Annotated in this window: 13 protein-coding genes; 7 read left to right on the plus strand and 6 right to left on the minus strand. The window is 57.1% G+C overall.

What is annotated here, in order from left to right:
* Positions 1-55 precede the first annotated feature (55 nt).
* A complete protein-coding gene (locus ACQE2I_RS12840) occupies positions 56-334 on the minus strand; it encodes a hypothetical protein (protein ID WP_427028467.1) in 279 nt (92 codons plus the stop codon).
* Positions 335-512: 178 nt separating this feature from the next.
* On the opposite strand from ACQE2I_RS12840, the gene ACQE2I_RS12845 reads away from it, so the two are divergent.
* The gene (locus tag ACQE2I_RS12845; protein ID WP_022520436.1) at positions 513-995 is read left to right on the plus strand and encodes an FKBP-type peptidyl-prolyl cis-trans isomerase; all 483 of its coding nucleotides are present in this window, start codon (positions 513-515) and stop codon (positions 993-995) included.
* A gap of 39 nt (positions 996-1,034) precedes the next feature.
* Here ACQE2I_RS12845 and ACQE2I_RS12850 read toward each other — a convergent pair whose 3' ends face one another.
* The 4 genes from ACQE2I_RS12850 to ACQE2I_RS12865 all read right to left on the minus strand — a co-directional run bounded on the left by ACQE2I_RS12850 (position 1,035) and on the right by ACQE2I_RS12865 (position 5,921).
* Positions 1,035-2,249 carry an MFS transporter gene (locus ACQE2I_RS12850; protein ID WP_427028468.1) on the minus strand — a complete coding sequence of 405 codons (1,215 nt, stop codon included), beginning with the start codon at positions 2,247-2,249 and terminating at the stop codon, positions 1,035-1,037.
* Positions 2,250-2,275: 26 nt separating this feature from the next.
* Entirely contained in the window at positions 2,276-2,905 is a 630-nt protein-coding gene (locus ACQE2I_RS12855) for a C40 family peptidase (protein ID WP_427028469.1), read from the minus strand.
* Between the two features lie 94 nt (positions 2,906-2,999).
* On the minus strand, positions 3,000-5,465 hold the full coding sequence (locus ACQE2I_RS12860; RefSeq protein ID WP_427028470.1) for a YbeU/YbeR family protein: 2,466 nt from the start codon (positions 5,463-5,465) through the stop codon (positions 3,000-3,002).
* 210 nt (positions 5,466-5,675) lie between these two features.
* Entirely contained in the window at positions 5,676-5,921 is a 246-nt protein-coding gene (locus ACQE2I_RS12865) for a GlsB/YeaQ/YmgE family stress response membrane protein (RefSeq protein WP_427028471.1), read from the minus strand.
* Between the two features lie 161 nt (positions 5,922-6,082).
* Here ACQE2I_RS12865 and ACQE2I_RS12870 point away from each other — a divergent pair, with 161 nt between their 5' ends.
* The 5 genes from ACQE2I_RS12870 (at position 6,083) to ACQE2I_RS12890 (ending at position 11,439) form a co-directional block, all read left to right on the plus strand.
* Positions 6,083-6,952, plus strand: a complete 870-nt coding sequence (locus ACQE2I_RS12870) for a D-hexose-6-phosphate mutarotase (protein ID WP_427028472.1) — start codon at positions 6,083-6,085, stop codon at positions 6,950-6,952.
* A 57-nt stretch (positions 6,953-7,009) separates the two neighbouring features.
* Positions 7,010-7,201, plus strand: coding sequence for a hypothetical protein (locus tag ACQE2I_RS12875; protein WP_427028473.1), 192 nt, complete (start codon positions 7,010-7,012; stop codon positions 7,199-7,201).
* A 63-nt stretch (positions 7,202-7,264) separates the two neighbouring features.
* Positions 7,265-8,653: a YcjX family protein gene (locus ACQE2I_RS12880; protein ID WP_427028474.1), complete on the plus strand. Its 1,389-nt coding sequence runs from the start codon at positions 7,265-7,267 to the stop codon at positions 8,651-8,653.
* Positions 8,650-9,690 carry a YcjF family protein gene (locus ACQE2I_RS12885; RefSeq protein WP_427028475.1) on the plus strand — a complete coding sequence of 347 codons (1,041 nt, stop codon included), beginning with the start codon at positions 8,650-8,652 and terminating at the stop codon, positions 9,688-9,690. The genes ACQE2I_RS12880 and ACQE2I_RS12885 overlap by 4 nt, the downstream gene beginning before the upstream one ends.
* A gap of 108 nt (positions 9,691-9,798) precedes the next feature.
* The gene (locus ACQE2I_RS12890; protein WP_427028476.1) at positions 9,799-11,439 is read left to right on the plus strand and encodes a BCCT family transporter; all 1,641 of its coding nucleotides are present in this window, start codon (positions 9,799-9,801) and stop codon (positions 11,437-11,439) included.
* Between the two features lie 55 nt (positions 11,440-11,494).
* Here ACQE2I_RS12890 and ACQE2I_RS12895 read toward each other — a convergent pair whose 3' ends face one another.
* Positions 11,495-12,292, minus strand: coding sequence for an HAD family hydrolase (locus tag ACQE2I_RS12895; RefSeq protein ID WP_427028477.1), 798 nt, complete (start codon positions 12,290-12,292; stop codon positions 11,495-11,497).
* 173 nt (positions 12,293-12,465) lie between these two features.
* Here ACQE2I_RS12895 and ACQE2I_RS12900 point away from each other — a divergent pair, with 173 nt between their 5' ends.
* Positions 12,466-14,406, plus strand: coding sequence for an exoribonuclease II (locus ACQE2I_RS12900; RefSeq protein ID WP_427028478.1), 1,941 nt, complete (start codon positions 12,466-12,468; stop codon positions 14,404-14,406).
* Positions 14,407-14,546: the final 140 nt, after the last annotated feature.

Here is a 14,546-nt window from a genome sequence, read left to right on the forward strand (position 1 = left end):
GATGGCCGGACTTTTTTGTGACTATTTTCTTACCATTTTATGACTATCGGCACCGTCAGTGAGCTTTGTTGCCCGCCCAGTTAACCAGCGCCATGACGGCCCAGCCAATGAGACCCAATAGAATAACGACCAGCAATATATCAACCGGCTTCACCAGCGTCGTCGCGCCCAATACTGCCAGCGTAATCACCCATAGATAACGGTTATCGCCATGGCTTTTCAAAAACCCGGGCAACACCTTATCCAACCCCTGGCTGACGCCGCTGTTCCAGCGCTGATAGGAAAAATAAGCAATCAGGCAAAATGCGACAAGCCAAATAATCAAGATCGTCATTGCATGCTCCAAAAGTGATAGGACAAAGGGAAAAGTAATGATCGTAGGGTATCCCTGGTCACCTTGGTACGCAATACCGCCGCAAGTGGTGAATAGGAAAAAGCGCCGTCCCCCCCCCTGACAAGCCAGTCCACACGCGTTACCATATTGGGACATGCACTCACCGAAAGGTTATTCCATGCAAATTGCGCAAAACTCGGTTGTCGCGTTTCACTACACCCTGACCAACGATGCAGGTGAAGTGCTAGACAGTTCTGAAGGCCGTGAGCCGCTTACCTACCTCCACGGCGCCGGTAACATTATTCCAGGTCTTGAAAAAGAGCTGGAAGGTCGTGCAGCGGGCGAGAAACTGAACGTTGCCGTATCGCCTGAAGAAGGTTACGGCGAGTTGCAAGAGCAACTGATGCAAGAAGTACCGCGCGATGCATTTCAAGGCGTTGAAAGCATTGAGCCGGGCATGCAGTTCCAAGCCCAGACTCAAGGCGGCCCATTGATGGTTACCGTCAAGAAAGTCGAAGGCGATACGGTTGTGGTTGATGGCAACCACCCGCTGGCAGGACAGCAGCTCAACTTTGATGTTGAGATCGCTGAAGTACGCGAAGCCAGCGCTGAAGAAGTTGAGCACGGCCACGTGCACGGCGAAGGCGGCGTTGAGCACTAAGAGTGCTCGCACTAACGACCAAAAAAGGTGACCTCCGGGTCACCTTTTTTTTGCCAAAACGGCGGCACTCTTTGCCTGACGACGTTCAAAACGCCACAGGCCGAAGGCAATCATCAGCGTAATACTTAGCAGCAGCCACGAGCCAACGCTTACCCCCGGCCACCCGGCCCAGCGCCAGAACGGCTCCAGCCAGAAACCGCCTAAACTGGCGCCCACGTAGTAAAACACCAGATACAGCGCCGAAGCACTGCCCCGGGCACCCTGGGCGTAGCGGCCTACCCAACTGGACGCCAACGAATGGGCCAGGAAAAAACCGAAGGCATTAACACTTAAGCCAGCAATAATCAGCACCAGCGAATCCGCTAACGTAATCGCCGTGCCCAGCATTAAAATTATCACGCCTACCATCATGCACGCTGCGGGGGAAAAGCGGCCGGCCAAGCGGCCAGAAATCATCGAACCGAAAGTACCGCCGAGATAGGTCAAGAAAATCAGTCCCAGCCCGCTGGCAGCCAGCTGATACGGCTCGGCCGCCAAACGAAAGGTGATATAGCTATATTGATTTATAAAAATCAGGAAGTTAATGCCGCCTAAACAGTAAGCAGCGAGCAACACCGGGGTACGCAAATGAGCGAGTAAATCAGCCGCCGCTTTGCGCAGCTCAAAGCGTTGCGGAGTAAAAGCACGGCTATTGGGTAACAGACGCCAAAATACCAAGCAGCCGATTAGCGTCATCGCCCCAACCGCTAGAAAGACGGCGCTCGTCCCACCGACTTCGGCGGTGGCCCCACCTACTATTCGCCCGCTGATACCGCCGAGAGAATTGGCACCAATATAGAGCCCGACGGCACTCAACAGCGCAGGCTTTTCAAACTCATCACCCATCCAGGCAATAGCCACCGCCGGTAGCCCTCCCAGCACAAATCCCTGCACTAGACGTAGCAGCAGCAAACTTTCAAAGGTGGGTGCGAAGGCCAACGCAAGGGAACAGCCGCCTGCAAGCAGCAAAGTAATGCGCATGATGCCTTCGCGACCAATAGCGTCCGAGAGCGGCCCGAATACCAGTAGCGCCATGGCTAAAGAGAGGGTAGATACCGACATAAGCAGGCTGACGCCCAGGGTTGAGACGTCGTAAGTCTCCTTTAACCCTGGCAGCAGCGGCTGCGGTGCATAGAGATTAATAAAAACCAGAAATGAACCTAGGCAAAGCGCCAAGGTGGCACGCCACCAGGCGCGCGTTTTGGCTTTAATCATGCCATTCCTAAACGAGAGTCAGACAGCTAGTAAGTGCGACTACTCAGCTGGGCCACATGGGTTGGCTCCAGCGCGCGACGGGCCTGCCAATAGTAGCGCCGCCAGTAGCTATTATCCAAGCTGGATATCATCACCCCTTTCGAGGAGGAGGCGTGAAGAAAATAGCCATCGCCCACGTAGATGCCTACATGGTTATAGCGGCCCGGTGGGCTGAAGAACACCAGATCGCCCGCCAGCAGCTCTTGGCGGTCGATCGGGCGCCCCTCGTGCACTTGACCACGGGTAGAACGCGGGAGCTCTAAATTAAAGGTGTCACGGTAAACATTGCGGACCAGCGCAGAACAATCAATTCCTCGTTCGGTGGTACCGCCAATCCGGTAAGGCGTGCCTGCCCAGCGTTGATGCTGGGCCAGTAAAGCCTCACGAACCATTGTTGGTGGCGGTTCTTGCAGGTTACGCAACTGTGCATCGATTGGATCAACCGGCGACATTAACGGACTATCCCCCATTCCCGGTAGCGCCATAGAGAAATAGTTCTCCGGCGCCTGGGTGTTACTCTGTCGGGAAGAAGCCGCACAGCCAGCAAATAAAGTAACAAAAAAACAAATACTTAAAAAACGGACAGCGATCACAGCGGAGCGTGGCAGCGCAACCATGCGATTAACCTCGTGACATTAATAATGGGGGTGGTATGACAAAACTCATTTTTCCACGCACGACTATAAGCTACTTATCATATGTTTGGCGAGCCTAATGTAACGTGCGCTGGTCGCCCGGCAGTGTATCGATATGCAAGGGTGCAAAATGGCGCGGTTTATTGCCAGGAAAATCCAGGCTAACCCACGGCCCCGCCAACATCGGCGCGCCACATACCCAGGCCACTAGCGCTTGGCGAAAACCGGCTAAAAAGCTCTCCCGCTCTGGAGTGTCGCCCATAAAAAATGAGAAGCCTGCATACATCCCCATCGCGTACTCTTGCCAACCGGCATAATGATCGGCGGCCAACTGATAGGCGCTATCCAGCACGTTTGCAAAGGCCGCGCTATCCAGCCAGCCCAACTGCCGCGCAGCAATTGCCAGATCGACCAATTGCGCAATATCCCAGGCCGCCATATCGACCTCATTACAGCCGTCTTCGTTATCACGGACGCGGCGTAAGCGAAGCAGATGGTGGCGGTCGTCTTCTGAACAGTCGCCGGACTCAACAATGGCGATCTCGGCATCCAAACGCTCAGCGTTGAGGGTATAGGGCGCGTAGTTAATCTGGTACTCCTGGCGATCCCCTGCCTCAAGCATGTAGGTCAAAAATTCCTGCATATCGCCAGCGCTATTCAGGTGGTAGTGGCTATCCACCCATTCACGAATCTCGGCGCACTCTCGCGCACTCTCAGGCTGGGGCTCGCTCCACACCGCACTGTTAAGGGGGCCCACCAGCGACATAGCAGTGAAGTGGTTCAAAGTAGGCCGACTTCCCGGCTCGCACCAGGCGTTATGGCGCCAATCCAGCCAGTGAAACAGGCTGCCGGGGTCTTCAATATGCCAAACAATTTCATTAATTAGCGAGGCATGTTCAGGTTCGGGCAGGCAGCTCTCCCAAGCAAACCAGGCTTCTAACAGGCGCTTGGAATTGGGATAAAAACGGCATAGGCAGCTACGCAGCGCGCTGGCGTATGCCATTAACGGCGCACGATCCAGCAAACCGCTGTCGAGTGACATATGCAGATAGAAAGCGAACTTTTCAGCCATATGAATAGTAGCCGCGTGGCGGCTCACACCCTTTACAGCATTACGCTGCTTTAACTCTTCCAGGGTTGGCTGGCCAAACCAGCTCTGCGATGGCGGCAAAACGCCGTGTACGGCATCAGCCGCCAGCTGATTAAGATGGTGTGCCTGGGCGGGCAGCCAGTAGCGGGCAAGTGCATGAGCACCTTCATCGGCATGCAAGCCCAGCGACTCCTGCAAATACAGCGCTGCGTCGGCTCGCTGCTCTTCAGGCAGTGCCGATGATGGATCTATTTGACGCAGCATGGCATCCGGCTCGCGAACGCTGGCCAGCGCCAGCAGCCAGTGATGGGGTGTATTACGCCATTGACGAATGCGCGTTTGAGAAGCCTTGCGCGTCGCTTCATCCAGCAGTTCCCCCGGCGGACGCAGCCAAGGACTGTGGGCGCTATGCAGCAGCAACTGATGCCGCTCGCTGGGTGTTTTACCCCGCCGGTCGAGACCGTCAAACAGGCTCTCCCCCCGCCCGTAGGCGTTCAGCACCGCGTACCAATCGTGATAGCGATGAGTAATCAAATCAGCGGCGTGCGCCGCCAGGTCATCAGCCTCTGCCTGGCTAAGCCAACCACAGCAGGCGCCCGCCCAGGCAAGCTCTACTATCCGCAACCAATCCCAGGCTGCCCACTCCAGAGGCTCTCCTTGGCTAACAAACTTATTCAGTACCGGTGCATAGGGCGACTCTTCCACCACGCTGCGCTGCCACTCCATGCGCTGGGCGTTGTCCATACTCGATAGCTCACGGGCTTCAATGTCCCAGCGCTGGCGTTCGCCCTGAGCGCCTAGCCAAAGCATGGCACCTAGCAGGGCATCACGGTCATGAACATCCCACACGTGGGCCAGCCACTCAGTGGCTTCAGGCCAGTCGGCTTGGCTGGCCGGATAGGCAATAATCGGCCGGAACAGCGCGCATAGCCGCCAGCTCTGCGCTTCAGGCTGCTGGGGCCATAGTGGCGCGGGGCTCGGCAGTTCAGCCAGGGCGTATTCAAGCGACTCCCAAGTTACCCCCTCGCCATCGGTTTCGAGCTTGGCCAACGCCTGACAGGCGTCAATAAAACGGTCATCGGCCCCCACTTCCCAGCCCCGCGCGCCTAACGCACGGCGTAGATCAGCTAGCCAGGCACGTAGATCGCTGTAATCGCTGGTGATGCGACGGGTTAGATGGTGCGCCCAGTTACGAGCTTGATCAGCTTCTAACCAGCCAGCCGCCCCCGCCAGTGCGGCCCACTCCAGAGCGCCTAGCAAACGGTCTGCACTGCCTGCGGGCGCACCCAGCCCATGGAACAGCTGTTCGGCCAGCTCGCCCCGGCTGGTAATGCCCAGTTGTAGCAGGCGCTGTTCCGCCGCCCCTGCATCGACCGCCAACGGATGAGGAGTAAACGCCCAATCACACAGCACCAGCTGTTGGGCCCACCAGGCATTTAACGCGTCGATCAAGAGGCACCTCGAAAAAGCATAGTATTACCACCAACTAACGCAGGGTCACCACCAGCCAAAAGCCGGAATAAAGCCGGAATAAAGCCGGAATAAAGCTGCCTAGTGTAACGGAAAGTGGCGCGAACACCGATAGCCCTAGGCATCGGTAGGTATAAAACGACACCGCCCGACACAAGGCCGGGCGGTGTTATACAGGTAGCAACTCAATCGCTAGGCTTTTTTAACTTTACTGATTATCCAAAGAAGCACCACGGCACCCACGGTCGCGGTGACCAGCGAACCAATGATATTGCCGGAAGCAAGGCCCAAAAGGCCAAACAACATACGGCCAATGAACGCACCGACGATACCGACACCGATATTACCCAGGATGCCAAAACCGCCGCCGCGCATGATATTGCCAGCAATCCAACCAGCTAAACCACCAATGATCAATGCCCCAATAAGAGATCCCATATAGTCTCCTTACTATTTCAATTACTGGTTTATTTACGGGTTTCAGCTACGTATGTTAGCAGGCGTTTTACCTACCAGCCATGCTTGTTCTACCATAGCACACAGCGTTACTGTTCAGCGCCTATTGGTGCGGATGCTTGGCTACTCTTAAAGGAAAATTCATGATTCCCGACTCGCTCAAACAACTACTTAAAAGCACCGATGGTCAGCAAACGGCCAATTGGCAAGGCCGCGATGTAGTGCTTTTTAATATGCCATGGGGCGAGTTGGCCATCAGCTTACAGGGTGCTCAAGTACTGCACTTCTGCCCCAACGGCGACACTGACTGGCTTTGGCTGACGCCAACCCCTCAGATGCTGCCTGGCGCTATCCGCGGAGGCATTCCACTCTGCTGGCCGTGGTTTGCCGACGAGCGCTATGCCGATGAAAGCCCCAACCGCGATGGCCCGTTCCATGGCCTCGCCCGGCACGCCCAGTGGCATCTGGACGCCGTTGATGAACACGCTGAAGGGATTGAAGTGCACCTTTCACCCGAACAGCGCCTGCACACTCAGCTCACCGCCCGGTTAGTGGTGCAAGCGAATGCGCAGCGGCTCAACGTTGAGCTGATTAGTGAAAATATCGGCGAAACGCCAGTCAAAACCAGCGGCGCGCTGCACACCTATCTCGCTGTTGCCGATATTCATCAGTGTCGTTTGGAAGGCCTCTCCGGCGCGCGCTATCTCGACAAACTGCGTGACTTTGCGGAAAGCGACCAACAGGGCACGTTGGCGGTTCAAGGCGCCGTAGACCGCATTTACCACACCAACGAAGCCGTAATGCTCAATGATGGCGGGCGTAGCCTGCACATCGGCAAGCAGTCGAGTGACTCAACGGTGGTATGGCACCCCAACAACGAACTTCCTAGCGATACCCCCGCCGAGGCAGCGCGCCACTTTATCTGCGTTGAAGCCGCCAATACGCGCCTCGACCCGGTGTGGCTGGTACCTGGCGCTCAGCACCTGTTAGGCACCACCCTAAGCCGCGGTTAACCTTCTGTTCATGAATGCTTTGTTAATGTGCGCCATTACATGCACAGGGGAGAGCCAATGGATCCACAGCAATGGCTAGAGGCCGCCACACTGGCTTTCAATTTAATCGGTATGGCGGTGTGTTTAGTCGGCCTAACCTTGGCGCAAAAGATGACACGCCGCTGGCCGGGCTACGCACTGGCGGGGGTTGGTTTTTTGATCGCCACGCTGCCAATGATTTCACAGCTGATACTAATGTTACGTCAGTGATGATACTTCTGACCCTACGGTTACTAATGGATAGCGAGCCAGAAACACAAAGGGATCGATAAGATGCGCCAGCCGTTAAGCCGCGAACTGAGCAATTTGTTAGAGCGGGGGCGAGATCGCCAGTTGCGCTTAGCGGTGACCGGCCTTTCCCAAGCGGGCAAAACCGCGTTTTTGACCTCACTGGTCAACCAGCTGCGCCATGCTGGCGTGGAGGCACAGCTCGATTTACTGCCCGCCGCCCGGGAAGGTCGCCTGCTCGGCGCTCAGCGGCTGAATCAGCCCGACCTGGGCGTGCCGCGCTTTCCCTACGACCCCGGCATGGCCGCGCTACGAGATGCGCCGCCACGCTGGCCAGAGCCCACCCGCGGCATCAGCGAGTTGCGCTTACAGCTACGTTACCGCCCCGCCCATAGCGGCTGGCTGACCCCTGAAATTGCCCACCTAACCCTCGATCTCTTCGACTATCCCGGCGAATGGCTACTCGACTTACCGCTGTTACAGCACGACTTTTTCAGTTGGAGCCAAGCCCAGGCACTGCACACAGGAGAGCAGCGCCGCGGCCTGTTTAGCGAGTGGTTGGCGGCGGTGGAGCAACTCGACCCGGCGAGCGAAGCCGATGAAGCCCAGCTCGCCACCCTGGCCGAAGAGTACGCCCGGGGTCTGCAGTGTGCCAAGCAGGCGGGATTTTCCGACCTCCAGCCAGGACGTTTCTTACTGCCCGGCGAATTAGAAGGCGCGCCGGTGCTGCAGTTTTTCCCGTTACCGCAGCTCAACGCTTCTAAAGAGGCGTTGGATGCACTGCCCGCCAATAGCCTCTACGCTACCCTGGCGGCGCGCTTTCGCTACTACCAGCAGCAGGTGGTCAAGCCGTTTTATCGCGATCACTTCCGCCGCTTTGACCGCCAAATCGTGCTGGTCGATGTACTCGGCGCGCTGAACGCTGGACCTGAACGCTTCGAAGACCTTTCACGGGCGCTGCAACAGTTAATGAACAGCTTTGACTACGGCAAACGCAGCCTACTCACGCGTCTGTTCGCGCCTAAAATTGATCGGCTCGCGATTGCCGCCACTAAAGCCGACCACGTCACCCCCGACCAGCACGGCCACGTGGTGCAACTGCTTGAAGCGCTGCTGGCTGAACCGCTCAAAGATCTGCGCTTTGCCAACGTGCCGGTTAAAGCACTTTCGCTGGCAGCGATTCGCGCTACCGAAGCCCGCGAGGTGACCCATGAGGGTAAGCGCTCACCCGCGCTGCGCGGCACTACGCTAGAAGGTGAAGACGTACTGGTTTACCCCGGCGATGTACCCGCCCGGCTACCCGTTGCCGACTTCTGGAATCAGCAGGGCTTCGACTTCCCCGGCTTTCGACCGATGCAAACTAACTCAGAAGCGCTGGATCATATTCGCATGGACGCCGCCATCGACTGGCTGATTGGAGATAAGCTGACATGACCACCCCACAGCCGCGGCGCAATTTTAATCTGGACGATAAGCCAGAAGACGCCACTAACGTAGCGTCGTCCCTGCGCCAGCGTGAAGCCTTTAGTGACGCCAGCGAACACCATCCGCTAGCCCCCCTGCCAGAAGACAAAGCCCTGCCCGCCGCCAGTTTAGGTGTACCACGCAAACGCCGCTGGGGGTTAATATTTGCCCTGGTGGGCGCCGCCGGCTTGGGCACCGCAGAGCTGGTGACCGGCATTCCTGACGCGCTGGCCCAATCCCAGTGGTTAACCATGGCCTGGCAGGCATTCGGCATTAGTCTGATTGGCTTAGGGGGCATTTCACTGCTCAAAGAGCTGGGCCGTTTGCGCCGTTTGAAGCGCCACGACAAGCTGCGTGGCGAGCTTGCCGAGCTGCCACAGCGCTCGCCAAAGCAGGCCCGCGCCATGGCCGAGCAGCTAAGGCACCAGCTCAAACTTGCCGACGATGACCCGCACTGGCTGGCCTTTCAGCGCGCCAGCCAGCATCACCATAACGGCGAAGATATTCAAACGCTGCTGCGATATCACCTGCTAGCGCCACGCGACCGTGAAGCCCAACGCCTGATTACCCGGATGTCCGGTGAAACCGCGATCATGGTCGCGATCAGCCCGCTGACGCTGGTGGATATGGCACTGGTTGCCTGGCGCAGCCTGGCGATGGTAGACCGGCTTTGCCGCCTGTACGGGCTTGAACTGGGCTACGCCAGCCGCCTGCGACTATTTCGCAATGTGCTACACAATATGGCCTTTGCCGGGGCTAGCGAACTGGCCACCGACGCTAGTATGGATATGCTCTCGCTAGATTTAGCCGGGCGTCTCTCCGCCCGTGCCGGGCAAGGTTTGGCCACCGGGCTGCTTAGCGCACGCCTGGGGCTACGCGCCCAGCGCCTGTGCCGCCCAGTGCCTTTCACTGCCGAGGAACAGCCCAAGATCGCCGATCTACGTCAAGACCTGTGGCGGCAGATCAAGCGCCTGGATAAAGACAAGACACCACAGAGCCACGAATGAAGTAGACGCGATGGCACCATCTATTTTCGACCACAATTTGCGATTCAACGCTGTTTATCCTCATGATGGGGCTTTGGCATAACATCCTCTAATGCAGAGAAACTGTTTATGAACACCCCCAGCGATCCCGCGTCGTCCCCCATAGAAAGCGACATGCAGACCGACTATGTCGTTGGCCAGGATAATATCAAGGGGCAGCTCGGCCCCTTCGGTTTTGATATCCACAACCGCGTTTTCGTGGTCTCCGCCATTGCCTCGGCTATTTTTATTGTCCTCACCCTGCTGTTTCCTGAGCGCGCGGGTAGTGTTTTCCAGTCTATCGTTGCCTTCTCCACAGGAACGCTGGACTGGTATTTCATGATCCTGGTGGATTTCTTCATTCTGTTCTGCTTAGCCCTGGTGGTTCTTCCTCACGGCTCGGTAAGATTGGGCGGCCCCGACGCTAGGCCGGAGCACAGCTACCTTTCCTGGTTTGCGCTGCTGTTTACCGCAGGGATTGGCATTGGCTTGCTGTTCTTCGGCGTGCTGGAACCGGTCTATCACGCCAATGTTTCGCTACCGCTGAGCGTTGAATCTCCGTTCGGTGCCAATGGCGAGCTGAATCCTGACGCCATTGCCGACGCCAGTGCACTAGGCCTTGCGGGTACCTATCTCCATTGGGGCATCCACGGCTGGGCGGTGTATGTGGTCATGGCGCTCGGGTTGGGCCTATTTACCTACAACAAGGGCCTGCCTTTCTCGATTCGCTCGGCATTTTTTCCCATTCTCGGTGATCGCGTCTGGGGCTGGTGGGGACACACGATCGACATCCTTGCCGTATTTTCGACCCTATTTGGGCTGGCGACATCGCTAGGGCTCGGGGCACAGCAGGCTAATGCGGGGATGAACTTTGTTTTCGGACTAGAGGTAAGCACCACCACCCAGGTCATCGTGATCGTACTGGTCACGGCGGTGGCGCTCATATCCGTGTGGCGCGGTCTGGAGGGGGGCGTTAAGAAGCTTTCCGAGATCAATATGGTGCTGGCGGTCCTGTTCTTCTTTTTCGTGCTCTTCGCTGGCCCTACCCTACTGGCGCTAAGCGGATTCTGGGCGGGTCTATCCACCTATATGACTGAGTTTTTGCCGTTATCGGCGCCCTTTGGCCGTGACGATGATGCCTATCGTCAAGCCTGGACCATTTTCTACTGGGCTTGGTGGATCAGTTGGGCACCTTTCGTCGGCATGTTCATCGCTCGGGTGTCGAAGGGCCGTACCGTGCGTGAGTTCGTCCTCTGCGTACTGCTGGTTCCCAGCCTGTTTATCTTTATCTGGATGGGCGTCTTCGGCTCAACCGCGCTTGAGCAGCTCTATGCCAACCCTGCCACCAGCCTGGTTAAAGAGTATGTGATTGATAGCTATAGACCCGAACTGTCGCTGTTTGGCATGCTCAATGAACTGCCGTTGACAGGATTGATGTCGACGCTGGGCATCATTCTGGCGCTAATCTTCTTTGTCACCTCTTCTGATTCCGGCTCACTGGTGATCGACACCATCACCGCTGGCGGCAAGATTGATGCTCCCCGCCCGCAGCGGATGTTCTGGGCGATTGTGGAGGGGCTGATCGCGATTGTGCTGCTGATCGGCGGTGGTTTAACCGCGCTTCAGGCGGGGGTGACCGCCACGGCGATTCCGTTCTCTATCGTGCTATTGGTGATGTGCTACTCGATTATCAAAGCACTCAATGGTGAGCTGCGGCTTATACGCCCATAACGCCTATAGCAACTTTGCTGAAACCAGCAAGGTTGCTTTGAGTGTCAATGGACAATCAAAATCCAAACCGCTGTTTAAGCCACTCGGCAACGGCGGCTTCGCCATGGTGGCCGATGCGTTCAGCGTCGGTAACACGGTCAAACAGATCCGGGTGGGCGTTGGCCATTACCTGGGCCTCCCCTGCCAAGTCGAGCATTTCGGTATCGTTAAGATTGTCGCCAAACGCCAGGCAATCTGCGGGTGTTAAGCCCAACCGCTCAAGTAGTGATGACAGCGCCACGCCCTTGTTGACCCCGCCTGCCATGATCTCCAGGGAATCAATCGTCGAGTAGGTAATATGCAGCGCATCACCGTGGGCCTTTTGAGCTTGGGCTTCTAGCTGCTTTAGCGCATTTGGGTCGCCCAGATAGAGCACTTTACCCACGCCGTTAGTGTCCATCTGCGCTGGAGGGACTACTTCATAGCCAAAGCCGGTAGCGGCGTGAAGCGATAAGAGATGCGGGGCCTCTGCATCAATATGCCAGCCGCTTTCGCGGTAGAGGTTAAGCCGAACCTGGGGCGGACGGGGAAGATTGATCAAGGTCTTGGCATGCTCAGGATCAACGTGGGTAGCCGCCAGCAAGGTACCTTCCGGATCATGAACATAGGCGCCGTTGGTACTGATCAGATGCGCGGGAATATCCAGCTGATCGCGAAACACTTTCATGTCGTGGAAGTGGCGACCGGAGGCAAGTGCAACATGGTGGCCTTGCTTCACCAGTGCTCGTAGCACCTCGACAGTGCTTGCGTGCAGGGTGTGGTCGCTTCCTAAAAGGGTGCCGTCCAGGTCAGAAACAATCAGGCGAGGTGTCATAACGCGCTCCATCGGCATGGGCGTTTAGCTTAACTGATTCCCCCAAACGCATGTAAGTCTTTGACTCGCCGTCACCCAAGCGAACATCAGGGCCGACTTCACTCGGCGACAATTGGCGCGGCCTGCGGGAATCCGTATAGTGGCAGCCTAACTCTCGCCAACTGATTGAGCTCATGCTTCAGAATAACTCCATGCTTGCCCAGCTCAAGCAACAGATTCGTCAAACCACCCCCCGTGCTGAAGGGGTGATCAAAGCCACCGACAAAGGTTTCGGTTTTCTCGAAACCGACGACGGTGAATCCTATTTCGTGCCGCCGCCCGCCATGAAGCAGGTGATTCACGGTGATCGCGTGGAAGCGGTTATTCACGAGAACGGTGACAAAAAATCCGTTGAGCCTGAAAAGCTGATCGAAGCGGGTCTGGACCGGTTTGTCGCCCGCGTGCAGAAGCGCGAAGGTCGCCTTTCTGTCGTGCCCGACCATCCGTCGATTAAAAATATTATCAAGGCGCGGATTAAGAACAGCCTTGATGAAGACAGCATTGCCGACGGCGACTGGGTGGTGGCCCGCTTGGTACGCCATCCGCTGAAAGCCGATGACCGCGCTTTCTTCGCCCAGATTGATGAGCTGATCGCTAAAAGCGATAATCCAGCGGTGCCGTGGCGCGTGACGCTTGCTCGCCATGCGCTGGAGCAGGAATCCCCCGAAGCGGGCACCGAATGGCCCCTGCATGATGAAGGCCTGACGCGCGAAGATTTAACCGCCACGCCCTTCTTCACCATCGATGGTGAGAAGACCCGTGATATGGATGACGCCCTGCACATTGCTACTCGTGCTGAAGGCGGCTGGCGCTTGAGTGTGGCGATTGCCGACCCCACAGCTTATGTGGAAGAGGGCCATGCGGCTGATTTAGAAGCCCGTATCCGCGCCTTTACCGTCTACCTGCCCGGCCAGAACGTCACCATGCTGCCAGAGCAGTTGTCAGACGTCCTCTGTTCGCTGTGGGAAGGCGAAGAGCGCCCGGCGCTGGCCTGTACGCTGGATATTAACGCCGACGGCAGCCTGGGCGATTACCGCTTCTTTGCAGCCAACGTTACCTCCCACGCCAAGCTTGCCTATGACAGCGTTTCTGACTGGATCGAAGATCAAGGCGACTGGGCTCCCGCCGATGATATTGCCGAGCAGCTTAAGGCACTGCGTGATTTGACTGAAGCGCGTACCGCTTGGCGCAACGAACATGCGCTGGTGTTTAAAGACCGCCCCGACTACGTGTTTGATCTCGATCCTGCCGGCAACGTGTTGGGAGTGCGTACTGAAGAGCGCCGTATTGCCAATCGCATGATCGAAGAGTCGATGATTGTGGCTAATGCCTGCTGCGCGGACTTCCTGGCCCAGCATATCGGCCACGGTATCTTTAACGTCCACCGCGCGTTCGAGCCCGAGAAAGCCGAAGCCGCCCAAGAGTTCCTGGCAGGCCAAGAGATCGTCGTTGATCGCGAAGCGCTGACCGAGCTGGCCCGCTACACCGAGCTTAAGCGTGCACTGGAAAGCCGCGATGATGCCTGGCTGGATGCGCGCCTGCGTCGTTTCCAGGGCTTCACCATGATGTCCGCACAGCCCGGCCCTCACTTTGGCCTGGGTTTGGCGGCCTACGCCACCTGGACCTCGCCGATTCGTAAGTACGGCGATATGGTCAATCACCGCTTGATCAAGCGTGTGCTGAAAGGCGAGCAGGCCCCTGCCGAAGCCACCCAGCAGCTTACCGAGCAGTTGACGGAGCGCCGCCGCTTGAACCGTATGGCCGAGCGCGATGTAAAAGATTGGCTCTATGTGCGTTATCTAACCCCCGCCGCGCAGAGCCAGGACACCTTTGAGGCCGAAATCATGGCCATCAACCGTGGCGGTATGCGCGTTCGTCTACTGGAAAATGGCGCGACAGCGTTTGTACCCGCACCCTTGATGCACAGTGACCGCAGTAAAGTAGTCATTGACGATAAAGAGGGGCGTATTCAGATCGAAGGCGAAGAGTGTTATAAGCTGGGCGACCCGCTTCGCGTGATGCTGACCGAAGCCCGCGAAGAGACTCGTTCACTGGTGGCACGCCCAGCCGTCTAAGGCAATGTAAAGCTGTCACCAAGCCACGGCTCTCGCTCGAGAGCCGTGGCTTTTTTTATACCAGCCCCCATAGCCAGTGTCGTCGAACTGACTTATTTCTCCTTTATGGTGAAACGATGACACTTAGTAGGGTTGGAGGT

Origin of the sequence: Halomonas sp. H2, assembly GCF_050215315.1 — a bacterium.
GTDB lineage: Bacteria > Pseudomonadota > Gammaproteobacteria > Pseudomonadales > Halomonadaceae > Vreelandella.